Origin of the sequence: Helicobacter rappini (assembly GCF_900198625.1) — a bacterium.
Classification (GTDB): Bacteria; Campylobacterota; Campylobacteria; order Campylobacterales; family Helicobacteraceae; genus Helicobacter_A; species Helicobacter_A rappini.
In genome coordinates, this window is record NZ_FZPK01000021.1 from 1 (window position 1) to 23785 (window position 23785).

The 23785-nt window shown below is 35.3% G+C and carries 18 protein-coding genes and 4 pseudogenes; 5 read left to right on the plus strand and 17 right to left on the minus strand.

Annotation, left to right across the window (positions count from 1 at the left end):
- The 13 genes and pseudogenes from C6H17_RS05390 to lysA all read right to left on the minus strand — a co-directional run.
- A pseudogene (locus C6H17_RS05390) lies at positions 1 to 666 on the minus strand (hypothetical protein); the annotation flags it as partial.
- On the minus strand, positions 663 to 1907 hold the full coding sequence (locus C6H17_RS05395) for an exo-alpha-sialidase (RefSeq protein WP_020995382.1): 1245 nt from the start codon (positions 1905 to 1907) through the stop codon (positions 663 to 665). The pseudogene C6H17_RS05390 and the gene C6H17_RS05395, both read right to left, overlap by 4 nt.
- Positions 1908 to 2076: 169 nt before the next feature.
- Positions 2077 to 3276, minus strand: a complete 1200-nt coding sequence (locus tag C6H17_RS05400; RefSeq protein ID WP_005217365.1) for a hypothetical protein — start codon at positions 3274 to 3276, stop codon at positions 2077 to 2079.
- Between the two features lies 1 nt (position 3277).
- Positions 3278 to 3367 (minus strand): annotated as a pseudogene (locus C6H17_RS13530) (type II restriction endonuclease); the annotation flags it as partial.
- A gap of 66 nt (positions 3368 to 3433) precedes the next feature.
- Positions 3434 to 3661: a hypothetical protein gene (locus C6H17_RS05405; protein WP_005217367.1), complete on the minus strand. Its 228-nt coding sequence runs from the start codon at positions 3659 to 3661 to the stop codon at positions 3434 to 3436.
- A 45-nt stretch (positions 3662 to 3706) separates the two neighbouring features.
- Positions 3707 to 3973 carry a helix-turn-helix domain-containing protein gene (locus C6H17_RS05410; RefSeq protein ID WP_005217369.1) on the minus strand — a complete coding sequence of 89 codons (267 nt, stop codon included), beginning with the start codon at positions 3971 to 3973 and terminating at the stop codon, positions 3707 to 3709.
- Positions 3970 to 4289 (minus strand): annotated as a pseudogene (locus tag C6H17_RS05415) (type II toxin-antitoxin system RelE/ParE family toxin). The gene C6H17_RS05410 and the pseudogene C6H17_RS05415 overlap by 4 nt, the downstream one beginning before the upstream one ends.
- A gap of 56 nt (positions 4290 to 4345) precedes the next feature.
- A pseudogene (locus tag C6H17_RS13535) lies at positions 4346 to 4468 on the minus strand (type II restriction endonuclease); the annotation flags it as partial.
- 160 nt (positions 4469 to 4628) lie between these two features.
- Positions 4629 to 5177, minus strand: a complete 549-nt coding sequence (locus tag C6H17_RS12155) for a hypothetical protein (RefSeq protein ID WP_005217373.1) — start codon at positions 5175 to 5177, stop codon at positions 4629 to 4631.
- Positions 5170 to 6297: a ComEC/Rec2 family competence protein gene (locus C6H17_RS05430; protein ID WP_005217375.1), complete on the minus strand. Its 1128-nt coding sequence runs from the start codon at positions 6295 to 6297 to the stop codon at positions 5170 to 5172. Before C6H17_RS05430 ends, C6H17_RS12155 begins: the two co-directional genes overlap by 8 nt.
- Positions 6298 to 6348: 51 nt before the next feature.
- The gene (locus C6H17_RS05435) at positions 6349 to 9939 is read right to left on the minus strand and encodes an Eco57I restriction-modification methylase domain-containing protein (RefSeq protein ID WP_005217377.1); all 3591 of its coding nucleotides are present in this window, start codon (positions 9937 to 9939) and stop codon (positions 6349 to 6351) included.
- A 206-nt stretch (positions 9940 to 10145) separates the two neighbouring features.
- Entirely contained in the window at positions 10146 to 10451 is a 306-nt protein-coding gene (locus C6H17_RS05440; protein WP_104731370.1) for a DUF7149 domain-containing protein, read from the minus strand.
- A gap of 864 nt (positions 10452 to 11315) precedes the next feature.
- Positions 11316 to 12662 carry a diaminopimelate decarboxylase gene (lysA, locus tag C6H17_RS05455; RefSeq protein ID WP_005217384.1) on the minus strand — a complete coding sequence of 449 codons (1347 nt, stop codon included), beginning with the start codon at positions 12660 to 12662 and terminating at the stop codon, positions 11316 to 11318.
- 142 nt (positions 12663 to 12804) lie between these two features.
- Between lysA and C6H17_RS12885 the strand changes: the two genes are divergently transcribed.
- A complete protein-coding gene (locus tag C6H17_RS12885) occupies positions 12805 to 13212 on the plus strand; it encodes a hypothetical protein (RefSeq protein ID WP_020995383.1) in 408 nt (135 codons plus the stop codon).
- Between the two features lie 30 nt (positions 13213 to 13242).
- Complete coding sequence (locus C6H17_RS05465; RefSeq protein WP_005217388.1) at positions 13243 to 13983, plus strand: sel1 repeat family protein; 741 nt, start codon at positions 13243 to 13245, stop codon at positions 13981 to 13983.
- A 216-nt stretch (positions 13984 to 14199) separates the two neighbouring features.
- On the opposite strand, the gene uvrC is transcribed toward C6H17_RS05465, so the two are convergent.
- The 4 genes from uvrC to C6H17_RS05485 form a co-directional block, all read right to left on the minus strand.
- The gene (gene uvrC / locus C6H17_RS05470; RefSeq protein WP_005217389.1) at positions 14200 to 15891 is read right to left on the minus strand and encodes an excinuclease ABC subunit UvrC; all 1692 of its coding nucleotides are present in this window, start codon (positions 15889 to 15891) and stop codon (positions 14200 to 14202) included.
- A 189-nt stretch (positions 15892 to 16080) separates the two neighbouring features.
- Positions 16081 to 16563 (minus strand): KdsC family phosphatase, encoded by a 483-nt coding sequence (locus tag C6H17_RS05475; protein WP_020995384.1) that lies wholly within the window; start codon positions 16561 to 16563, stop codon positions 16081 to 16083.
- A complete protein-coding gene (hisB, locus tag C6H17_RS05480) occupies positions 16560 to 17174 on the minus strand; it encodes an imidazoleglycerol-phosphate dehydratase HisB (RefSeq protein ID WP_005217393.1) in 615 nt (204 codons plus the stop codon). The genes C6H17_RS05475 and hisB overlap by 4 nt, the downstream gene beginning before the upstream one ends.
- A 221-nt stretch (positions 17175 to 17395) precedes the next feature.
- Positions 17396 to 20497 carry an efflux RND transporter permease subunit gene (locus tag C6H17_RS05485; protein WP_005217396.1) on the minus strand — a complete coding sequence of 1034 codons (3102 nt, stop codon included), beginning with the start codon at positions 20495 to 20497 and terminating at the stop codon, positions 17396 to 17398.
- Positions 20498 to 20896: 399 nt separating this feature from the next.
- Here C6H17_RS05485 and C6H17_RS05490 point away from each other — a divergent pair, with 399 nt between their 5' ends.
- From C6H17_RS05490 to C6H17_RS05500, 3 genes are read left to right on the plus strand one after another with little or no spacing between them, the layout of a single operon-like run.
- Positions 20897 to 21601, plus strand: a complete 705-nt coding sequence (locus tag C6H17_RS05490; RefSeq protein WP_004085863.1) for an amino acid ABC transporter permease — start codon at positions 20897 to 20899, stop codon at positions 21599 to 21601.
- A complete protein-coding gene (locus C6H17_RS05495; RefSeq protein WP_005217399.1) occupies positions 21594 to 22322 on the plus strand; it encodes an amino acid ABC transporter ATP-binding protein in 729 nt (242 codons plus the stop codon). Before C6H17_RS05490 ends, C6H17_RS05495 begins: the two co-directional genes overlap by 8 nt.
- Positions 22323 to 22333: 11 nt before the next feature.
- On the plus strand, positions 22334 to 23107 hold the full coding sequence (locus C6H17_RS05500) for a basic amino acid ABC transporter substrate-binding protein (protein ID WP_005217401.1): 774 nt from the start codon (positions 22334 to 22336) through the stop codon (positions 23105 to 23107).
- Positions 23108 to 23785 lie beyond the last annotated feature (678 nt).

Below are 23785 nucleotides of genomic sequence, written 5' to 3' on the forward strand. Positions count from 1 at the left end.
GTTTAGGGCGTAATTTACAGAATCTAGATTTTTATCCAAATGGGCGGGTGTAGGGTGTAAGGGTGCAAGATTTATAGAATCTAGATTCTGTTTATTATCATTTTTGCAAGTGTGGGCAAGAGCTTCGCTCGTGCGAGCCTTTGAAAAAGGTGAAAAATCTTTTTTAGATTCCGTGTTTTTGGATTTTTCGCTTTTCCTCAAAATGACAGGTTTAGATTCTATGTTTCTAGATACTTCGGCTAACGCTTCAGTATGACAATTTATAGAATCTATATTCTCAACCACTTGGGTGGGTGCAGGGTGTCTTGTGCAATTTTGACTAGATTCTAGAATCTCCCCCAAATGGGTGGGTGCAGGGTTTAGGGTGCAATTCTTGGAATCTAGAATCTGGTTTTTATTATTTCGCACCCTAAAATCTACAAGTCTCAAACACGCCGCACAAATGAGCGTCATAGCAAAAAAGCTTGGTGAATCAAAATATGAATATATATGCTTTACAATGCTAACATTCTCTATTATAGGTAAAAAGCATATAAGGCTCAAAAAGCTAAATACAATAAGGACTTTACGACTAAAAAAAGTCTTAGAATCTTTTAGACTCAATCTACACGCACCATTTGAGAGTAGCAATAAGACCCCAAGCACACAAATACTTGTAACGATCATTTGCCACCCCCTTGCATACTCTGTTGTATAGAATCTTTTTTAATAGATTCTATCTTTTCTAGTATTGCGTTAATATTTAGTGCGGTATGCTTGATTGTCTTTCGATTATAAGTATAGGTAATATGCAAGAGATTATTATCGAGTATTGCCGCAGGATAGCTTACCTCGCCGCCCTTTTTAGCTGTATCAATAGTATCAATATAGACAAATTGCCCCTTTATCTTATCCGCTAAATAATAAAGGCTAAGGCTTTGTCTATCGCCCTTTTTTGTATCATTTTGCCATATGGGATTATGTTTGCCATCATTTGTGATAAGCACGACTTCATCGCCAAGCTTTACAAGCAGTATCGAGCTATCATAGTTTTTCATATTGCTTGTTTCTATGTCGTGCCAAGTTTTTGCGTAATTCTCACAAGTTTGATAGTAAGTGTTTGTATTGTAGCGATTATTTGTGCGATAAAATGCGGCACACTCTTTCTCATTTAGGGCTATAATGCTAGGCTGCAGCTGTGCTTTTAGATGATTTATAGCCTTTGTAGTAAGCATATTGCCATTTTCATCAAAGAATGCAATAAGCGGGAATTTATGCCACATTTCATGTGAGAAAGCAAGGATAAAGCCACCATTTTCAAGTGGCAGGGCTGGTGTGCGGACAAGATGAGAGTAGTTACCAAAAGGGTTTAAATGCAGCTCTCGCACATAATGGATTGTAGCTAAATCATCGCTAAAATAAAACTGATAGATTCTAGAAGTAGCCCAACCGCCAAGGCTAACCCCAACGACAAACAAATGCACTCTGTCTCTAGAATCTTTAAATACAATGGGATTGCCTAGCTTTTTTACATATCTACCACTAAGGCTTGTAAGCCTCTCTGGTGTAAGTAGCACTAAAGGCTCACTCCATTTAGAATCTAATGTCTTTGTGTCTAAAAAGCTTTGATAGATTTTCACATCAAATGCCCCCTCTCTAGTCCCCGCATAAAAAAGCGTCATAAGCTTAGAATCTTTTGCTACTATCGCACTTGCATGTGCGCTTAACTCTTTGTTTGGCAATAGCGATTGTGTAGCAATAAAGGACAGGTTTTTATCTGGTGTGTGATGCGTAGCTTGTGTGATCTTAGTTTGTGTGATAAAGAAAGGGGAATATATCTCATGCTTGATATGATTATGCTTTATAAAAGAGCATAGCATAATAATAGCAGCACAACAAAAAGCATAAAAGTTTAGAATCTTTAGCACTTAAATCCTTTTATTTATTTCGTTTGGTATTTTAGCATTTTTGGGTGTTTATTTAACTATTTCATAAGCAATAAAAGTTTTGCATATTTGGCTTTTGCTAGATTTGTTTAGATTCTAAGATTTTAGCATATTTAGCTTGGTATTATGGAAAGTTGAATAAATACTTGTCTTATCCACTAGATAGCTTCTTTTCTATATAGTCCTTAATTTTTCTTAGTGTTTCTGCAGGAAGCATATCAATCAGTTTTTCCATAGCATTTAGGCTAGGAATTTCTCCTTTCTTTTTATCAAGTGTCATACTTGGATTATACTCAGCAGAATCTAACATAATCTTTAAAAGTTTGTTTTTTAATTCTTCGTTGTTTGTTTCTTTAATTTGTGTTTCATACCCTTTATAAGTCTGATTAAGTCGTTGTTTATAGGCATATTCACTTGCCAACCTTTTGTATTCTGCAATCTGCTTTGTAGAATAGTAGGTAAAAAATCCACTAAAAACCCAAAATGGCAGTGTCTTAAGAAAGCTTATATATGTGAAGTTTTCACTGAAAGAAAAGTAAAAATATAATACAAAAATTACTATAAAAGTAAGAATCGATATAACAAAAATCCGATTCCACAAAGCTATATTATCTTGATGATCTTTATTTTCATCTTTATAAGCTTCCGATAATCCTGCAGAAGTTGCTCCTGGTAATAACTTGTCTATTTCATCATTTTTGTCTTTGTGGAGTTTTTCAAATTTATCTGTATAATTATTTAAGCAATTTTCTAAATCTTGTGTTTTATTCTTAATTAACAATTCGATTTCTTTTTGTTTTGTATCTAAATATTTTTCAAGAGACAATCTGCCGCCATTTCCATTCTCATCTGCTTCAATGTTTGTAAAAACTCTTTCATAAAATTCTTCAAATCTTTTTATTTTATCTTTATTATTCTCTATAGTATTACAAGCTTGTTCTAGTTTTGAAACAATACCTTCGTCAATGATATTACCTTGTGAATCTTTTTGATTGTAAAATCTGCGATAATCACTTTCTATTTTTGTTGCGTAATCTTTAGCTTCTTGTATTTTAGCCAAAGCGCTGCTTTTAGGAGTATCTCCGTCTTTAGTATCAAAAATTTTATTATAAATTGTATTTATATCGCCTTGTGATTTTTTAATATCGCTAACCATTTCTAACACCGACATTTGTCCATCGTTCCCATTATAAGCGGCTTTTATATTTGCAATGTTGTTTAGCAATTCATTTGTTTTGTTATTTTCAATTAAATCAATAATTTGCTCCATTTGTTTTATGGACATTTCATTGCCAACACTCTTTACAAATTTGTTAAATAGCTTTTCTTGTTCTTTTGTTAAATTTTCCATTTTATCCCTTTTCTATTATTTCTATCTCATCGTTTGTGAGATTGTAGAGTTTATAGACTAAAGAATTAATTTGGGATTCTAACTTGCTTGTGTCAAGGGTAGAATCTTTTGCTTGTAATTTTTATAATCTTTAATAAAGCTTTTTGTAAGGCTAATATTATACTTCGCCATTTTCTATTGCCGCCCTAAATTCAGCTATATTAGCATAAGTCTTTAGTGTGCCTTCCCTTTTCTCTTTTTCAAGTTCTGCTTTTGCTTTTAGAATCTCTTTTTCAAACTTTGTAAGCTTGGGCTTTTGCACCTTACATTTTGCGTTATCAATCTTTGCTAGGCTTTTTATCGCAGTGTAAAGCTCTTTACTAGCGTTTTCTATAATTAGTGTCATTTGTTATCCTTTTATGTTGTTAGAATCTATACAAGATTCTTTAGTTTATATGTCTATCATAAGCTTTTTTAAGCCTACAGCTCTAGCATAGCTTATAATTGTATTGAGATTTGCATTACTTGCTTTTTCAAACCTTGCCACAGCACTTTGCTTGACCTGCATTCTTTGTGCGATTTGCTCTTGCGAGAGATTAGAATCTATGCGTGCTTGTATCAGCTGCCTTTGCACTTGCCAAAATGCACTTTGATTTTCCCACTCTTTTTTAAACTCATCATCTTGTAAGGCTCTAGCCTTTAGCTCTTTAAAAGTCATTCTTGCTCCTTTATTGTAGATAGAATCTTTCTTGCTTGTTGTAGCTCATTTTTAGGTGTTTTTTGTGATTTTTTGATAAAGCAGTGAAACACTATGATAACTTTTTGCTTTTTATATGTGAAAAACACTCTAGCAATGCCCTCTTGCCCTTTAGCTCAAGCAACCCATCACCCAAGCTTTTTGTATGCGGTTCTTTGACTTCATTGCCAAAGCATTCTAAAAGCTCAAAGATTCGGTAGATATGGACTTTTATGCTTGTGGGAAGTGCTTCTAGTGCATTTTGCGTTGTCTTATCATAGATTTCAATCTCCCACATTTGCTAACCCTTATTCTGTGCTACCAAGCAAATTATAACATAAAAGTTATAATATCTTAGGATTCTATGGTGGCGATTTCATCATCGCTTAGGTTGTAGAGCTGATAGACTAAAGAGTCAAGTTTAGATTCTAACTTGCTTGTGTCAAGGGTAGAATCTTTTGCTTTAGATTCTAGGATTTAGTATATTTAGCTTGGTATTATGGAGTTTTTGCGTGCGGTTTTTTGGAGTGAAAATAAAAATGAAAACATTATAATGCTATACAATACAAACAAGAAATTTTCTATTGCCCCTGTTGCCTTCACACTTCCACTTTCTCCAAAATGTATTTTAAAAATTTTAGATTTTATTCTGTTTTTCCAAATAGCTTTCGATCGCTTGATGTGCATAATAACGCGAACATATACAAGTCATAATCATAGCAAAAACAACAATGCAGATATTATAACAAAAATATTTACTTGAATATGAGAAAAAACAAGACAGCAAAGATAATAAAATAGAGTTTCTAAAAAAGCCATAAGATACATTTTTCCAAAATAGTTTTGTATCATTTCTCGTAATTGCCAGTATATGATTTAGCAATTTGTCTTTGTGCTTGTTGCTAAGTTTATTATATAAAACGAAGTGTTTCTTGCTAAGATAATTAATAACAGGATTTTCAAATTTTTCCCAAATAAATTGTTCGACAAACTTAATCAATGAAGCAGAAGTAAAACCAAAAATACCAGATAGAATGATAATTAATGACATAAAAATAATACTATTATTTTCTAACAAAGAAATATCATAGCCAAGCAAAAAATATATTGCAATTACAAATAAAAATCCCGGTGCAAATCTTGCACAGAGATTGTAAGAGCCAAAAAGTTGCCTAAAATCATTCATACGATTCTACCTTATCATAAAATGGCAGTGGTTCTGCAGTGATCCAACCCTCTCTTTGTGGCACATTACCATTGCGGTGTCGTTTCGTGCTTCCTTGTGTAGCAATAACCTTGCATCCCCTGCGAATAAAAGCATTAATAACCACTCTTCTAGGATGTCTGTCATCATCTTTCCCAGCCGAAACAAAAGCAACAATTGAGTTTTTCTTGTTAGTATTTTTATTGCCTATAAATTTATTTAAGATAGACGGGCTGACATTTCTTCTGCTTCCGTGATGTGGAATTTGGATAAAGCTTAAACTTTTAGAAATATTTATATTTTTATTTAAGGCATAGTTATGGGCATTTTGCAATGCTTCGTTTCCAGCATCTCCTGTTAAAAGTATCCCCCTCCCATCTAAATTAGCATAAAGAATAACACTGCTTTCATTCTCTTCACTTGTTTTGCCTTTTTCTTTGTTATATTCTTTTAAAGTTTCTATATTCATATTTTCTGCAACATTAATGCAAACTTCTCTCATTGATTCTAGAATACTTGTTTGTTTAGAATCTTCTATTGAAATTTCCTTCGTTTTATTAGAGTTTGGTATAAGATCGTATAAGTGCCAATCTTTGTTTGGAGATAAAACTTGAAAAACACCAATTTGACACCCTTCATAAGGTTCTTTTATCTCGATTTCTTTTTGCGTGGCAATTGTTTCCAATTTCCTAGCATATTGATAATATTTCTGTTCAAACCTTTCACGCATACTATCAGTTGTAGTTCTTTTATCCCTTTTAAAATTATTACTTGGATTATCAATAAACTTGATGATTTGATCAATATAACACCAAGGTCTATGTATCCATAACTCCTTTACTTTTAGATTCTCTAATATTTCAGTTAAACCTGATGCGTGATCTTTATCGGGATGGGTATTGACAACATAATCCACGCAATCTGTCTTATAATATTTTTGGATATGTTTAACCAAAGCACCCCCAGATTCTTTTGTCCCTCCATCAATAATCATCACCTTTTGTTTGTTTCTGTCCCAATCGCCCTGCCACCATCTCAATGCGATTGCATCTCCACTATTGTTTCCATTGCCAACAGGTAAAAAATCTATTTCATAATTCACTTAATATGCCTTTATTCATAAATATTGTTTGTGATGTAGCATTATAGCACACTACTTTTCAATAATTTCTATCTCGTCATTTGTGAGATTGTAGAGTTTATAGACTAAAGAGTCAATTTGAGATTCTAACTCTTTTGTGTCAAGGGTGGAATCTTTTGCTTTAGATTCTAGGATTTTATCTACACATTTTATAATCTCATCGCACAAGGGCTTATTAGATTCTGTGATTTGTGGGATAGGGAGTCTTTCTAATGCGTGTTTGTTGTATTGATATGCCGTATTGCCTAAGATACAACCACCGCAAAATTTTTTATAATAAAAAGTGAGTGCTTTGCTATTAAGCAAGGCTAATAAAAACTTTGGGTTAGAATTAGTTGTTATTATAAATGCTGTTTTTTCTGCATATATTTTTTGATTATCATACATAAAATACGCACCTTGTGAAGTCTCGGGATATACAATCTTTTCTTTTTCAAACTCTTGGTAATACGCAATATTATCTTGCGTTTCAAACCATTTGTTTGAAGTCTTTTTTCTGCACCCTTTTTCTCCGCTTTGGTCTATGCGTGGGCGGTAAGATTCTAAATAATTTCTTAGTGCTGGATAGTCATCAATGTTTAATTTTAAAGCTGGGAAAGTGCCTATTATCCACAATCCTGCCCACTCATAGCTATACCGCTTAATATCCCTGCCACGCAAAATGGGCTTGATAAGCTCACTTGTCCTTTGTCTTTCATTTTCACTCACACAATTCCTTAAAATCTCATCTCTTTTTGCAGAATCTATAATAAAGGCTTCGTTATAGCCTGTTTTGATTCCATAATTTATAGAAATATCCCATTCTTTTAGCGGTGTGCCGATGGCTTCAATCTTAGCTTTAAGGGCGGCGTTGGTGCTATCTTGGAAAATAAAGCTTTCTTTAGTTAAGCTAGATTGCAAAAGGCTTTGTGGTGTGATGTATTCTTGCAGTGGGGCATTGGCTTTAGTATCGTAGTCTTTGGGGTGTGCGAAGTCAAATGTATGTGTAGAATCTGGCGTTGTTTTGATAAAGCTTAGGATACTTGTATCCACAGAGGCGGAGTCAAAGACTTTTATACCATTTAGTTCTATGTAGTAAAGCAGGGCGGTGGCTTCAAGCAAAAACTCTCTTAAAGGTTCGCCATATCCTGCTCGGCAGTATTTATTGCTTGTGATAAAGCTTAAGATTCCATTGTGTTTTAGAATCTTGTGTCCTTGCTCGTAGAAGTAGGTGTAAATATCGCTTGTGCCTTTGTAGATTCTAAAGGCTTTTTGAAGTTGTGGCTTTAGGTGCTTTATCTCTTCTTGGCGGATATAAGGTGGATTGCCTATGACTAAATCAAAGCCTAGAAAGTCGCCATTAGAATCTAGCACTTCAGGGAATGCAAACCGCCATTCAAATGCGTTTGTATCGTTTATGAGATTCTCATATTCTCGCATAGATTCTATAAGTGTTATAAGCTCTTTTTCTACAAAACCTTGCGGCTCTTTGGGTATGTCTAGGCTCTTGTGGAAGTTAAAGTTTATCGTGTAGTCGTTGAGACTTTTTATAAGGGCAGAATCTAGGCTTTCGTTTTGCAGAGTGGCGTTATCAATGCCATTGTAGCCATAGCGTTGCAGGTAGCTAGATAGGGCATTTTTGAAGTTTTGGTAGGCTTTGCTTGTTTTGTGAAATATGGCGATGATAAAGCTTTGTGTTGTGTGGATTTTTTGCTTATGGAGTGATTTTAGCTCGGCGTTTGTCTCGTTTTTGTAAGCACTCACGGCGTCTTTGTAATCTTGTATAGTATGTGGGAGCTTATTTTGTATATCATTGATTGTAGATAGAATCTCATTTGCAGATTCTAGGGTGGCGTTATCATTGAGCCGATTTTTTAAGTCTTTTTCTAAGCTTTCTTTTGTCATATCTAGGGCGATATTGCTTACAAGCGAATTCCCACATTTAATATTTATATCAATGTTTGGCAGGGTTTCTAAATCGCCTGTATTTTTACCATTAGAATCAAAGATATAAAAGCTGTATTTGAGTAGCTCTATCCATAGTCTTAGCTTTGTGATTTCACAAGAGTTTGGGTTTATATCCACGCCAAAAAGGCAGGATTCTATCAAAATGCGTTTGTTGTGAAATAGGGCTTTTTGGATTATGTGAGATTCTAAATTTTCGTGGGCTGGGGTTTGATAAGTATGCAGGGTGTTATTAGAATCTTGTATTAAAATCTCATCATTTTCTAGGCGTAATCTTATGTCTTTTAATCGCTTGTAGTCTCGCTCTCCATTATCATCAATGTGAATCTCGCAGAGAATCTTAAGGCGGAATTTTAGCTCTATCATAGCATTTAGCATAGATACAAGGAAGTGTCCGCTACCAACGGCTGGATCGCAAACCTTTATAGAATCAAAAATGGCATTTGCCTCTTTATAGCCATCTTTTGAATCTGTGAGTTTGTCTAGCTTTTGTGCTAAAGATTCTAAGCTATCGCATTCCCACGATTTTCTTTCATTAAACTTCTCTATAACGACTTTTTCTAGCGACTCTTTACACATATAGCTAGTGATAAAGCTAGGCGTGTAGAAACTGCCCTCTTTGTAGCCATTTAGCTTTTCAAAGACTAGTCCTAACACGGCGGCATTTATCAGCTTGTCGTGGTTTGTTTTGATATGGTCTATAATATCTTTTGGCGTGGTGGTGAAGTCATAGGCGTGTAAGAATTTAAAGAGATATTCTAAAAGGGGCAGGGATTGTGTGTCTTTATAATCTTTGTCTTTTTTAAGGATTGAGTGCTTGAAAATGGCGAGATGATTAGAATCTAGTTTGCTTATTTCTTTATTTTGCTTTTCTAATTCTGTTTTGTCAAAAAGGCTTGAGTTAAGATAAGGGATAGAATCTTTTAGCTTTAAGTCGGTTTTTCGCTTCTCTTTTTTAAGGGCTAATATGTCAAAAAAGAGTGTGTTTAAGTCTGTGAAGTTTTGCAATGTGTCAATGTCTAAAAAGGGCTTTTTAATATGCTTGAAACTTAAAAGCATAGATTCTAAAAGTCGCAGGAATAATATGCGGTTGTTCCAAGTGGTAAGCAGGGAAAAGATTGTCTCAAAGTCTTTGTCTCTATCAAGTCCTAGTTTGTTGCAGATAGAATCTAAAAGCGTGTTTTGCTCTGTGGTTGGGAGGATTAGAATCTTGCCTTTTTGGTCTATCTCTTTTAGCCCTAGAATGTAGAGCAATTCATCATAAAAGCTTTGATTGAGTGTGTTTGCGTCAATGCAATTTTTTTGTTTGAGTAGCACTTGTGGGCTTAGGGCTTGATAGAGCAGGGGCAGGGGTGTAGTCTGTATATGAAAATGGGTAAATTTTAGTGTGGAGTTAAGGGAGGGCAAATAGTCTTTAAGTGTAGCGTAAAACTTGCTTGTGCTTGTGTCTGTGCCTTGATTCTTATCGCAGTTATCAAAGGCTTTTAGGATTGTTTTATCTTTGGCAAATATGAGATACTCTCTAGCGTCTATGAGATAGAAATCTCGTGTGTTTGTTAGGATAATGTGCTTTATGTCGTTGTTGTTATGGGTTTTATACTCGCGTAAAAAGTAGAGAATGGATTCATAAAAGGCTTTGGATTCTAGATTTTCTACCAAAACTGGGTGGGTGCAGGGTTTAGGGTGCGTTATTTTAGAATCTAGATTCTTGTCATTTTTGCAAGTGTGGGCAAGAGATTGTTTCGTGTGAGCCTTTGAAAAAAGCGAAAAATCTCTTTTAGATTTCAAATCTTTAGATACTTTTGCTAACGCCTTAGTATGACAATGTGTAGAATCAAGACTATATTCTGGTGTAAAGAGTGTTGCTACCCCCCCCCCCCATTGTTAGAGTTTATAAACTCTGCTTTATTGTTTAGACTTTTGACTTCAAAAAGCACTTTAGCTTTGTTGTCTTCATAAATGCTTAAATCAATGCGATTTTTGGTGTTGCACTCATAGGCAAAGCTTTTGGCTAGAAACTCTATCAAAGCGATTTTTTGATGCTCTTCACTCTCATTTTCATTTGTGTGTAAAAGTTTATCCCTATGTTTGCTAAAAGATTCTAGCTCACTCTCACTTGGACTATGGGCGTTTGATAGAAAGTCTTCTAAGGGGATAAGCGTGTAAGTCATTGTAGCTTCTCTTTTGTGGGGTTTGTAAAGTGGATTATAGCAAAGATAAAAGGTTTTTGCCTATATATTATTGATATAATCCATACTTGCATTTTCTAGGTCAAATATAAAAGTTTTTTAGATATTCTGCTTTTTTGGAGTTTTAGCTGTGGGAACATTTTTTAGAATCTTATATGCGGGGTGGCTTGGCTTTTGTGTATTGGTATTTATTGTATCCTTATCAATGGCGTATCAACCTAGCTTTTTTGAAAGTATTTTTATGGCATCTCTTTTAGCTATTACGCCTTATTGTTATTTTCTATGTATTTTTAAGATTCCAATTGATTTTGAAGTGTGGTGCATTCATCACAATCAAAATATCAATGATTTTATATTGTTTTTTAAAAAATATTGGTTGTATTATATTTTTCCTTTGTTATTTCTTGTTAGCGTATTGTTGCTTAAAATGGATTTATCGCTTCTTTTATTCTTGTTGCCATTTATTTGGCTCTATATCATTTTGTTTAAGAAAATGATATGTTTCATTGTGGATAAAATAAGGGGGTAATGCTTGCAAAAATGAAAAGTTATAATGAAAGACAAATTTCAATGGGGTAAATTTATCCTAGATTGTTTTGTTTGTTTTTGGTTAATGGTTATATCTGCTATTATATTCTCATATCCATTTTATAGATTATACGCTAAATTGCAATTTTGTGAAATAGCTTTTATGCCACACCACAACAAGCTAGATTTAGCACATACCGACTAAATGGGTTGTATGACAAGAATTAAAAGAAAGTTGAAATTATAGTGAGATGAGAATCTAAAATTTTGTCATATTGAGTGCGTGAGTGCAAAATATCTTTTTAGATTCTATACATTCTAATTTGTTTTAGAATCAAAACTTGGTAATTTCTCTAAACATGAAAGCTCATTTTGCACACTTAAATCAAAATTTTCTCTTTCTTTTATGAGATAGGATTCTCCATTATATATTGCGATTTCAGCGGGTCGCATACGAGAGTTATAATTACTTGACATGCTATATCCATACGCCCCAGCACTCTCAATAAGTAGTAAATCCCCGCTTTCACAATGTGGCAATTTAATATCTTTTCCTACATAATCCCCGCTTTCACAAATCGCCCCAACAACATCGCATATCTGCGTGGAATCTGTCTCTTTCTGCGTAATATGGCTAATATGATGATAGGCATGATACAAGCTAGGACGAAGTAGGTCATTCATCGCACAATCCACAATGACAAACCTCTTATTTGCGGTTTGCTTCTCACCTATAACGCGTGTAAGCAATGCCCCACTATTCCCCATGATAAAGCGTCCGGGCTCACAGATGGCGGTAAAATCTAGTGCATCAATCTTTCTTATAATCTCATGGATATAGTCTTGTATCACAAAGCTTTCTTCATTGTTGTAAGATATGCCAAAGCCACCGCCAATATCAAAGAATTTCAATGGAATCTGTAAGGCTTTAAGGCTCTTTGCAAGGTCTAGAATCTTTTGCGTAGATTCTAAAAGCGGGGCTTTATCTAGAATCTGTGAGCCGATATGATAATGTATGCCGATAGGATTTAAAAACTCGCTTTTATGGGCGTATATATACAACTCTTTTGCACTCTCTATATCTAAGCCAAACTTGTTTTCATGCAAACCTGTTGAGATATAGGGGTGTGTTTTTGCATCGACATCGGGATTTACACGGATAGAGATTCTTGTTTGATATTGCATAGATTCTGGCGTAGTTAAAGGCAGGGAATCTGCTTGGCTAGTCTCTGTTGTATGTGATGATTTTTTTGCAATACTATCACCATAGAGTCTCTTTGTAATGGCTTCAATACGATAAAGCTCCATTTTAGATTCTACATTTATGAATAATATCCCAAGTTTTATTGCCTCTTCTATCTCATAATCTTCTTTTCCTACACCGCTAAAGATAATCTTATATGGCGGGATACCAGCTAAAATAGCGCGTTTTACTTCATTTAAACTCACACAATCAGCCCCACTACCAAGCTTTGCAAGAGTATTTAGAATGCTTAAATTAGAGTTTGCTTTGAGGGCATAACACACAAGCGATTTGAAACCACCAAAGGAATCTTTTATTTTAAGATATTGTTGTTGCAAAGATTCTATATCGTAAATATAGAGTGGTGTGCCATACTCTTTTGCAAGTTTCTCATAATCACATTTAGCTTTAAAATGTTTCATTCCATTATCCTTTTAATTTTAATGACACAAAAAATAAGCAATTCTAGCAAATAAAAAATAATTAACTTTGGAATTCAGTAGAAAAATATGTTAGAATACAAACTTTAATTCTTACAAAGGGTTACTTGCCAAAGGGATTTATATGGAAACAAATGTGATTGTTATCGTTGGAAGTTTTGTCGTTGTTGTTGTGCTGTTTATCTTCGCACTTTTTAAGTTTGTGCTATCGAATAAGCCAAAAGAAAGAGAGTTTGACATTGATTTAACAGGTGGATTTAGTGTTGAGAGCGTTATGATGGTGCTAGATTCTAGCTCTAGCTCACTAGAAGATTTACAAGAAGTGCTAGATAAGCTTTTTAGCGAATATGATAAATTGGAACTAAGCAAACTACAAATTAAAAACATTCTCATTGCCCTATCTCTTCATAAAAACGCACAAAAAGATATTATCATTGAAACTCAAAAAAGATTTGAAGAAAAACACCCAGAACTTGCTATGGAGTTTGAACGATCTGTAAAAAAAGGACTTGATGCAAGGGGGCGAAGATAGTTTTAGAATCTGTTCAACTAAAGGAAAATTATGCTTCGGTTAATATGTATATGCTTATTTCTTGTTGGTTGTGCGACAAATACGGCAGATGTAGCAGAAAAGTCTCAAAATTCTTTCGTGCAAAACCCTGATTTAAAATGGACTAGAGTGCAAGCCCAAACACTAAATGACACGCAAAAAGCACAAAAGGTAAATCTGCTTGGCAAGTGCTACTATCTCGAAGACAACAAGGTGTGCGAAACAATACTCGCACAATTTAATAAGGAATGTAACGCAGGTGTTGGACTAAGCTGTGGTATGCTAATCGTTGCAAGTAAAGATGCGCGTGGTGTCTCACGAGATCCTAAAAAAACGCTTTCTTACATGCGGCATGGTTGTTATTTTAATGATGAGTTAAGCTGTATGTATATGCGACAGCATTATCTCAGCAATAATCAAACACAAGAAGCTGATAGGATTCTAAAACACATACAAACACAATGCGATAAAGGCGGAGTTTTTGAGTGCTTTTTGCTCTCACTTGTATATGAAAATAATGATTCTTTTGAAAAACAACGCGAACATATCTTAGAATATCGCAAAAGGGCATGTGATAAAGAGTTTGCCATCGCTTGTGCTTATATGGATTCTAAATCTCTTAGTAAGCAAGACTATGAACATTACCAAGAAGTAGCATGTGAGTTAGGCATGCTTGCAGCATGTGATGCAAGAAGAGAATCTATTGAGCTAAACTCGCGTATGCAACATGGACGACTTTATCGCATTTGGTAGCAAATTGTTTGAGATTCCCATTAAAAAGTAAAAATCTTATTTAGAATCTAGGCTTCAAAATACTTCACTTTGCCCAATACTATAAGTTGTTATAGAATCTAAAAGCTGTGCGACAACAGACTTTTATCTTTTTTACAATTTAACACGGCAATTGCCTATATTTCACACCCTTTCATATCTTAATAATCCAAAAGACCACATTACAACCGCAAGAATCTACCCCTTTCTAATATCCCCAACCTTTTTGTTACGATGAAAAGTGATAGCAAATCTATGTGCTTCATCGCGTAGCTTTTGTAAGAATTGAAGTCTGGGATCATTTGCTTGTAATCTAAACTCTACATGCTTTGAGCGGACAATATCTTTTGCATGTCCTTTTGCGCGGTAAGCTTTAGAATCTCTTTTTTCCTTTGCGATAGCTAGGACACTTACTCTAGCCCCACTTGATTCTAGAATCTCTAAAGCGAGATTAATTTGAGCTAATCCACCATCAAGCAGCCATAGGCTTGGGGCTGGATTTTCATCAAAGCTTTTAGCGCGTCTTGTTAGCATTTCTCTCATTTGCGAATACTCATCTTTACCGCTTAGATTATAGTGTCTATATCCGGGTTTATAAAAATCATAATCTACATAGCTTACCATACCGCCTACGATAAAACTACTGCTATGATGGCTTGTATCAAAGACCTCAATGCTTGTAATCTCATGGTCTAGTGAAAAAAGCTCTTTAATCTCTTGCAATACTTGCTCTTGCTTTGCATATAGATTTGTCTTATGTGTGAGTATATGCAGGGCATTTGTGCGTGCGAGTGTGGCAAGACGGAGTTTTTCACCTTTTTGCGGGGCAAATAGCTTATTAGCAAACTCTGGTATAGAATCTTTTAGTGTTTGCAAACTCTCTGTGCTAATATCAGCAAGGATAATGTCATCACAAAGTGTGCCTTCTTTTAGAATCTTTAGTAAAGCTTGAGTGTAAATCTCACATGCCAACTCTTCTCTTATCAACTCTTTTTGCGATGGGTTTTCTGCGTCATTTGTCATATTTGGTTTTACAAACTGATGATGTGTGCTTACTACTTTACCATCTCTTACAAATAGCTTAAATAATATCGCATTACTGCCTTGTAGCACAAAGCTATACACATCAGCGTTATAAAGCTTTTTCATATCCACCGCACAAAATTTCGTAGTCTCTTGCAAGACATCAATGCAATCTTTACATATCTTTGCTTGTTCAAAAAGCTCTTTTTCTGCAAATGAAAGCATGCTAGATTCTAAAACTTTTTGCATTTTGCTTGTATTTTTCATAAGTATTATGGCTTGTTGTATATATGAGTCATACTCTGCTTTTGTGTTAGAATCTTTTATGCTGCATACGCCAAGGCATTTGCCTATTTGATAATAAAGGCATGGTTTTTTACCTTTGAGACAACTTGCCTGTTGGACTATGGGGAAAAGCTCATAAAGGCTTTGTAATATCTCTTTTGCCCCCTTTGGATATGGACCAAAATAGAGTGTATCTTTATGCTTTATGATACGCCTTGTGATACTAAATCTAGGGTAGCAGTCATTAAGATTAATCGTAATATAGGGATATGTTTTATCATCGCGTAAGAGAATGTTGTATTTTGGATTCTGTGATTTTATGAATGAGTTTTCAAGGATAAGGGCTTCATGTTCGTTTGCTACAATGATTGTGTGAATGTGTGCGATTTGTGCGACCATGTGCTGGATTCTAAGGCTATTTTTTGGATTTGGACTGCATTCTTTTGTGAAGTAGCTTTTCACTCTTTTTTTAAGATTCTTTGCTTTGCCGACATAGAGTAATTTATCATCTTTATCATAGTATTGATAGATTCCGGGTTCATTTGGAATCTTTTGTAGTTGTGATTGCAGGGTATTATCCATAGAGTTCCTTAATGGAGATAAAATTAGAAACTAGGTTTCTTTTTGCCCATACAACCCAGTAACCCAGTAGTTTCAAAGATAAATTCTAAAGCAATTGGTATTAACAAAAAGTTTATAAACAGCAAAACAAGAAAGACAATTTCACAAAGGTTATAAAGCGCTATAAAACCACACAGAATGCGCCACAACCTAATCCCTTATACTCGCCAACATATCAATCATTTCTCGCACTGCACCTTCACCGCCTTTTGCATGTGTAACAAAAGAGGCACGCATTTTATTAACATCACTTGCATCAGCTGGAGCAAAGCTATAACGACAAAACGCATACATATTCAAATCATTCACATCATCGCCGATACACGCCACATTGTCAGGCAAAATCTTATATTTTTTGCAAATCTCTTTCAAACACGCAAGTTTATCCTCAACTCCCAAATGCACTTCATGTATGCCAAGCTCCTTTGCCCTATGCTGTGTCAAAACACACTGCCTACCACTAATGACACTCACAAATCCACCGCCTTTAATCCACTCGCTAATACCCATGCCATCTTTCACATTAAAGCTTTTTGTCTCAACAATCACACCATTTACATGTAATAGCCCAATCTGCCCATTTGTCAAAGTGCCATCGACATCTAAAACTATCATTTTTATCATATCACTCATAAACACCCCTTTGTGCTTGGAATCTGTATGGAAGCATTCTTTGTCATCGCTCGTCTTAGGCTCACCGCAAATGCTTTAAAAGCGGCTTCTATAATGTGGTGCAAATTTTTTCCTCGCTGCAAAACTATATGTGTGCTTATCCCAGCCTGCATGACAAGCGCACGGAAAAATTCTTCTACCAACTCCACATCAAACTCCCCCACTTTACCATAGAATCCATTCTGTGCGGCTTGCATATCAAAGAGTAAAAATGCACGATTGCTAATATCAATATCACACGATACACAAGCTTCATCCATCACAACAGAAGCATTCCCAAACCGCTCGATATTTTGCACAGGAAATATAGCCTTATGCAATGCTCCTCCAAGCGCAATGCCACAATCCTCCACGCTATGGTGCATATCAACTTCTAGATCACCCTTGCATATGAGTTTTAAATCAATAAGTGAATGTTTTGAAAACGCCTCAAGCATGTGATTAAAAAAGCCAATGCCTGTTTGTATATCGCTTGTGCCACTCCCATAGAGATTAAGTGTTAAATTAATCTGTGTTTCTTTTGTGTTTCTCTCTAGTGATATTTGCTCTTTTTTTTGTGTGCTTTCACTCATATCCGTGTCCAAAACTTTAAAAATAGCTAAAAATTGCATTGTAGCATATTTTTATTGAGATGGGATGACGATAAAACTAAAAGTGGGAAAATATGGGGATACTTTTTTGTTATTTTATGTCAATGCGAAAGCATTGTTGTTTGTGTAATCTCTACCAAAATTTTGCTCTTACTTCGCAACACACTAGCACAAACAATCTTTATTTCCCATCTAGCACATCTTCACCTTTTAGGTTTATAAAATCTCTGGAATCTCTCATCAAGTGGGGCAATGATTCTATAAAATATTGGCACAACAAGTAGGGATAAAAACATAGATACTAAAAGCCCACCTATCATAGAAATGCCAATAGGGGCTTTCATCGCACTGCCATCGCCTGTGGCAAAGGCTAAAGGAAGCATACCTGCTACCATTGCGATAGTTGTCATAAGGATTGGTCTAAGCCTTGAGTGTCCAGCAAATTGTATAGAATCTGCTATGCTTTTGCCTAGCTTTCTTTGCTCATTTGCTACATCTACAAGCAGAGTTGCGTTTTTGCCTACCATACCAATAAGTAGTATTAGCCCCATCATAGAGAACATACTCATAGACGCATCAGCCCCACCTGTAAGCTTTATCGCAAAAAATGCACCGCTAAAGCTAAGTGGCATTGTTATCATAATGATTAAAGGTTGGATAAAGCTCTCATAAAGGGCTGCTAAGATAAGATAGATAAGCACTAATGCCATTAAAATCGCTGCACCAAATGCCTCTTGACTTTCTACCTGACTATCTGCTTGTCCCATAAACTTATATCCAGCTCCACTCTCAAGCCATTTTGCACCCTTTGTTGCATTATCCTGTATAGCCTTTGTCATTTCGCCCACACTAAGCCCACTATGCTTTATAGGCTCTACTGCAAGAGTTATGCTTCGCTGTCTATTGTATCGATTAATCGTTGTAGCAGTAAAGCCTTCTTCAATCTCTACTAAGCCATCAAGGAATACCAAATCACCATTTTTTGTTCTCACTTGGATTCTTTGTAAATCTTTAGAATCAATGCGTTTAGAATCTGGGGCTCTCAAAGTAATATAGTATTCTTTCCCTGCTTCTTTATAGTAGGCAACCTGCATTTCCCCTGAAAAAGCACTAGAGAGAGTTTGACCTATATCTGTTGTGCTTATGCCAAATTGTGCTAGATTCTGTTTTATCGGCTTTAGCCTATATGCTGGCATAGAATCTGAAGTATTTTTATGATAGTTTGTGATTTTCCCTTGAAAGCTTTTTTCTGTTTCATTGATAAATCTCTCTAGATTCTCTACACTTTTTTGCATGATAGAATCTATTGGAGAAAAGACTACGACTTGCACTGGTGTATTATCCTGCCCACCGCCAACAAGTGGCACTTCAGAGCCATAAATATCAAGCCCTTTTGCTTCTTCACTCGCCTTTAGTTCTGCTAATATCTGTTTTAGAATCTCATCTTGACTATTATTGCCTTTTTGCTTTTTTCTCTCTTTTAGTGGTTGCAAGGATACATAGATTTGTGCGAAAAAGGCTTGGGCTAAATCACCCGGTCCAACTTGAAGTGTAGTGAATTTTACAAAGGGATTCTTCTCTACTATTTTTGTAAAGATCTCTGATTTGCGTTTCATTTCTTGGATTGAGATTCCGGGTTTTGCCTTGATTGAGATTTGGAACTCGCTTCTATCTTCTTTTAGCATAAATTCATTTCCTAAAGTCCCTTCTACATAGAGTGAGAATATAAAGACTCCAAATACACAAAGAGTGGCAAGAGTCATATTTTTCTTACTACGCATAAGAAATGCTAGAGTATTTGCATAGATTCTATCTATCTTTTCAAAGAAAGGCTGTGTGGCATGATAGAATCTTGATTGTTCTGCTTTTACTACAATAGAGCTACACATAGGAATGATAGTTATAACAACAACATAGCTTATAGCAACAGCTACTGCAACGGTTAGCCCAAAGCTTGAGAGAAATTTTCCTGCGATGCCACTCATTGTCCCAACAGGGATAAATACTGATAAAAGCATCGCAGAAATTGCAACAATAGCAAAGCCGATCTCTCTTACACCTTCATAGGCGGCTTGTCTTTTTGTCATGCCATGCTCTAGCTTTTTATGTATGTTTTCAATCACAACAATGGCATCATCAATGATTATCCCAATCGCAAGAGTGAGAGCTAACATTGTAAGCATATTAAGCGTAAAGCCCATAACATGCACGAAAAAGAAAGTTCCTAAAACTGACACAGGAAGAGAGATAGCAGAAACTAGTGTAATTGTCGCGTTGCGTAAAAATACAAATACAATAAATACTGCTAAAACACCCCCTAATGCTAAGTCAAACTGAATATCTTTGATTGATGAGCGAATGTAGTCTGTGGTATCCCAAAAGGTTTCTATATCATATCCCGGGCTTACTAGCTTTATTTGCTCTATTGCTTCTTTTACGCCATCTGCTATGTGAATCTCATTTGCACCAGTGATTTTTTGCACTTGTAGAATTACACCCTTTTTGCCTTTATAGGTCGCATAGGACTTTTCTTCTGCTAGTCCATCTTCTACTAATGCCACATCTCTTAGCTTTAAGCCGTCTTTAATGGTAATATCACCTATTTCTTCAACGCTTATGCTATTAGAATCTGTGATAATGTAAAATTCTTTTGTGCTAGATAAAAGCCTACCGCCATCCATTTCTCTATTTTCTTTGCCTATTATGCCCGATAAATCTGTAAAAGTGATTCCATATTTATTCATCAAAGTTGGATCTGGGAAGATTTTAATCTGCCTTTCACGATAGCCGCTAAGCTGCACATTACCTACGCCACCTATGCGTTGCAGGATTGGAGCTACGACGTTATTTGCATGTCGCATAAGCTCTGGGGCGCTTTTATCTGTGGATAAAAAGAGTGAAACAATAGGAGTGCTGCCCGTATCTAGCTTTTGCACACTTGGTTTATCAATCTCTGAATCAAGCACAATCGCATTGACTTTATCACGCACATCATTGACTGCTACTTCAATGGGCTTTTCTAACTCAAACATAACAGTTACTATGCTAATATTTTTTGCTGATACTGATGATACAAATTTTAAACCATCAATAGCTAATACCGCTTGTTCTATCTTATCTGTAATCTTTGTCTCAATCGTATCTGCACTAGCCCCTTTATAAGTCGTCTTTACCACAACAACAGGGAAATCTACATCAGGGAATAACGCCTTTGCCATGTTATTTAACGCATAGAATCCAAATAGAATCAAAGCCATAGCAAACATAAAGGTTGTAACCGGTCTTTGTATCGCAATTTTATACATAAAGATAGCCTTTTATGCTTAGTGTTTATTAGAGTTATGAAAATCAAATTCGTATTATAATCAATGTGTTGTGAAATAATGTAAAAATTATTTGCTATTGCAAATATTTTTTATAAAGAGTGCCTAAAATTACCCATTTATGCTACTTTGAATAGCGGGTTGTGCTTAGAATCTTGATATATGTGGCTACACTATTTCACCATCTCAACGCAACAAAGACTTTCTGTATTGATGTAATGTGAAGCGAGTTTTATTTAAAAATATCACAAAGCATTGTGAGTTAAAATTAGCTTTTGTTAAAGAGAGATTTTGTATTCATTTAGAAACTTAAATAAACATTTACCAAAAATGCAAATTTTTAGATAATATCGAAATTCTAAGATTTTATAAGGTTTTTATTTGGAAAATTTCTTTCGCTTTTTTGTTTTTTGTTTAATCGTAGGACTTGGATTCTACTTTACTTTTCCTTATGGTTTGAGTAGTGCGGATTTAAATGCGACTTTTAAAAGCATTGGAATCACGCTTATACTTACTACTGGTGGGGTTTTTATAGGTATTGTGGTTGGAGTTTTACTTGCATTTTTAAGAATGCTGCAAATTCGCATTTTAAACTTTCTTATTGATGAATACATTGATATTTTGCGTGGGACACCTTTGCTTATACAGCTTTTAGTATTTGCCTATATCGTATTTGCGACATTGAATGATAACTTTTTAGCCGCCCTTGTTGCTATTGGATTAAACTCATCGGCATATATCGCAGAGATTGTAAGGGCTGGGATACAAAGCGTAGATAAAGGGCAAATGGATGCTGGTAGGGCTATGGGGCTAACACATTCTGCGACAATGAGGCATATCATCATGCCACAAGCTATTAAAAATATCCTGCCTAGCCTTGCGAATGAATTTATCGTTGTGTTTAAAGAAACTTCTGTCGTGGGGCTGATTAGTGTCAATGACTTGACAATGCAGGCAAAGGCATTGCAAGCGGTTTTGTATAATCCAACGCCATATATATTTGCTGGGGTGTTTTACTATATGTGTGTGAAAATCTTTTCATGGCTTACAAAGCTTTTAGAAAGGGAGTTGCATAAACATGATTAAGGTGCATAATCTCGTAAAAAGCTATGGCGAACATACAATCCTGCATGGAATCACAACGCAGATTAAAGAGGGCGAGGTAGTCGCTATCATTGGTCCTAGTGGTGGTGGGAAAAGCACTTTTTTGCGTTGTCTCAATCTACTTGAGATGCCAACAAGTGGGCAAATCATAGTCGATGGCATAGACATTATGGATTCTAAAACAGATATTAATAAAGTGCGTCAAAAGGTTAGCATGGTCTTTCAGCATTTTAATCTTTTTCATAATAAAAATGTGATAGAGAATCTCACATTAGCCCCTATCCAAACAGGGATTATGACAAAAGATGAGGCAATGCAAAAGGCTAGAAACTTGTTGCAGCGAGTAGGGCTTTTAGATAAAGAGAGTGTAAAGCCCTCAAAGCTTTCAGGCGGACAGAAACAACGCATTGCGATTGCTAGAAGCTTATGTATGAATCCTAGCGTTATTTTATTTGATGAGCCGACTTCAGCCCTTGATCCAGAGATGGTAGGAGAAGTCCTAGCGTTAATGCAAGAGCTTGCAAAAGAGGGCATGACAATGGTTGTTGTTACGCATGAGATGGGCTTTGCAAAGAATGTTGCGAATAGAATCTTATTTATGGAAAAGGGGCAAATTGTCGTTGATGATAATCCCAATAAGGTTTTTAATACACCAGAAAATGAGCGTTTAAAAGAGTTTTTAAACAAGGTTTTAAATCACTAGAAAGGAAATTTATGAAGAAAATTTTGTCGTTATTATGTGTTAGTTTTGCGTTATTTTTTGTCGCATGTAGCAAAGAAGAGGTATGTGGTGGAAATGATAAGGAATTAAGAGTTGGCTTAAATGCAGAGTATCCGCCATTTGAATACAAACAGGACGCAAAAATAATAGGCTTTGATATAGACATGCTTGATGCAGTGAGCAAGAAAGTAGGCTTTAACTATACGCTAAATCACATGAGCTTTGATGGTCTTATACCCGCATTAAAGGCATGTAAAATCGATATGATTATCTCAAGTATGAGTGCGACACAAGAGCGTATGAAGCAAGTAGATTTTAGCATTCCTTACTACGAGGGTGAGACTTTGTATATAAAGCGAAAGGATAGTGCTGATATAGTCGATAAAGATTCTATTAAGGGTAAGAAAGTCGGCGTATTTCTTGGCACGGTGCAAGAGCAAGCCGCACAGAAAATGAAAGATGAATACAACATTAAAGTGGTAATGAGTGAAAGCATTTTAGGTGCGATACTAAACCTTAAATCGGGCAAAGTCGATGTGGCATTAGCCGATTATGCAACCGCACAAGGCTATCTTAAAGAAAATGAAGAACTCATTGGATTCTATCATGAAAAAGATGGCAGCGAGGGACTATCTATCGCATTTGATAAAGGCAAACATGCAGAATTACTCGCTAAAATCAATGAAGCAATAAAAGAGCTTAAAGAAAGTGGCGAATATGATAAACTTTTAATAAAGCATAACTTAAGAAATGAGAATTTAAAGTAGCTATTGTATATTGCCGTATTTTATTTGATATGTATTAGATTATATATAGAATCTGGCGATAATCTATTGTAGATTCTAAGCTATATTACTAAATATTAGCTGATGATATAGCTTTGTCTTTGAAATTGATTAATGCTGGTCATTACAATGGTTTTTGCAGATTGCTTGGTATGTTTGGATTTTACCTAACAATTCACAAAAACATGTTGAGTGTAAATCTAGAGAATATTAGCCTTGTAGGTCAGCGTTAAGTGAAATACAGCATATAGCACAAACATATAATCTTTGAACTTTACGAAGCATTGCATTACTAAGTGATGTTTTATAATGCCTAAGCCATCCTGATTACACTATAGATACCCTATACAAATTAAGACAATGCAAGCAAAAATACATTACTTTTTGTATTTTTTATGTATCAAATATTTGAAAAAATCGACATGTCGTTTTGATACTTAATGGGTCTAAAAATTGCATAAACATACACACATTAATAAAGTTTAAAAATCCGTAATGTAAGGCGTTTGTGCGTTAATATAGCTCTTTATTGGCGATAAGAAATATAACTTCAGAATCTAAACTTTGGCATGTAATTGATTCTATCAATCACATATACAAATAGTGAAAACAAGTAGCCTATGGGTTAGTCGCATGGTATTAAGCCGTGATTTACAATTT

Bases quoted from the DNA above. Each gene is read 5' to 3' on its own strand.
- uvrC (WP_005217389.1), bottom strand. From the start codon at position 15,891: ATGGATAATACCCTGCAATCACAACTACAAAAGATTCCAAATGAACCC.
- C6H17_RS05440 (WP_104731370.1), bottom strand. From the start codon at position 10,451: ATGACTTACACGCTTATCCCCTTAGAAGACTTTCTATCAAACGCCCAT.
- C6H17_RS05405 (WP_005217367.1), bottom strand. From the start codon at position 3,661: ATGACACTAATTATAGAAAACGCTAGTAAAGAGCTTTACACTGCGATA.
- C6H17_RS05500 (WP_005217401.1), top strand. From the start codon at position 22,334: ATGAAGAAAATTTTGTCGTTATTATGTGTTAGTTTTGCGTTATTTTTT.
- C6H17_RS05485 (WP_005217396.1), bottom strand. From the start codon at position 20,497: ATGTATAAAATTGCGATACAAAGACCGGTTACAACCTTTATGTTTGCT.
- lysA (WP_005217384.1), bottom strand. From the start codon at position 12,662: ATGAAACATTTTAAAGCTAAATGTGATTATGAGAAACTTGCAAAAGAG.
- C6H17_RS05475 (WP_020995384.1), bottom strand. From the start codon at position 16,563: ATGAGTGATATGATAAAAATGATAGTTTTAGATGTCGATGGCACTTTG.
- hisB (WP_005217393.1), bottom strand. From the start codon at position 17,174: ATGAGTGAAAGCACACAAAAAAAAGAGCAAATATCACTAGAGAGAAAC.
- C6H17_RS05400 (WP_005217365.1), bottom strand. From the start codon at position 3,276: ATGGAAAATTTAACAAAAGAACAAGAAAAGCTATTTAACAAATTTGTA.
- C6H17_RS05410 (WP_005217369.1), bottom strand. From the start codon at position 3,973: ATGACTTTTAAAGAGCTAAAGGCTAGAGCCTTACAAGATGATGAGTTT.
- C6H17_RS05495 (WP_005217399.1), top strand. From the start codon at position 21,594: ATGATTAAGGTGCATAATCTCGTAAAAAGCTATGGCGAACATACAATC.
- C6H17_RS12155 (WP_005217373.1), bottom strand. From the start codon at position 5,177: ATGAATGATTTTAGGCAACTTTTTGGCTCTTACAATCTCTGTGCAAGA.
- C6H17_RS05465 (WP_005217388.1), top strand. From the start codon at position 13,243: ATGCTTCGGTTAATATGTATATGCTTATTTCTTGTTGGTTGTGCGACA.
- C6H17_RS12885 (WP_020995383.1), top strand. From the start codon at position 12,805: ATGGAAACAAATGTGATTGTTATCGTTGGAAGTTTTGTCGTTGTTGTT.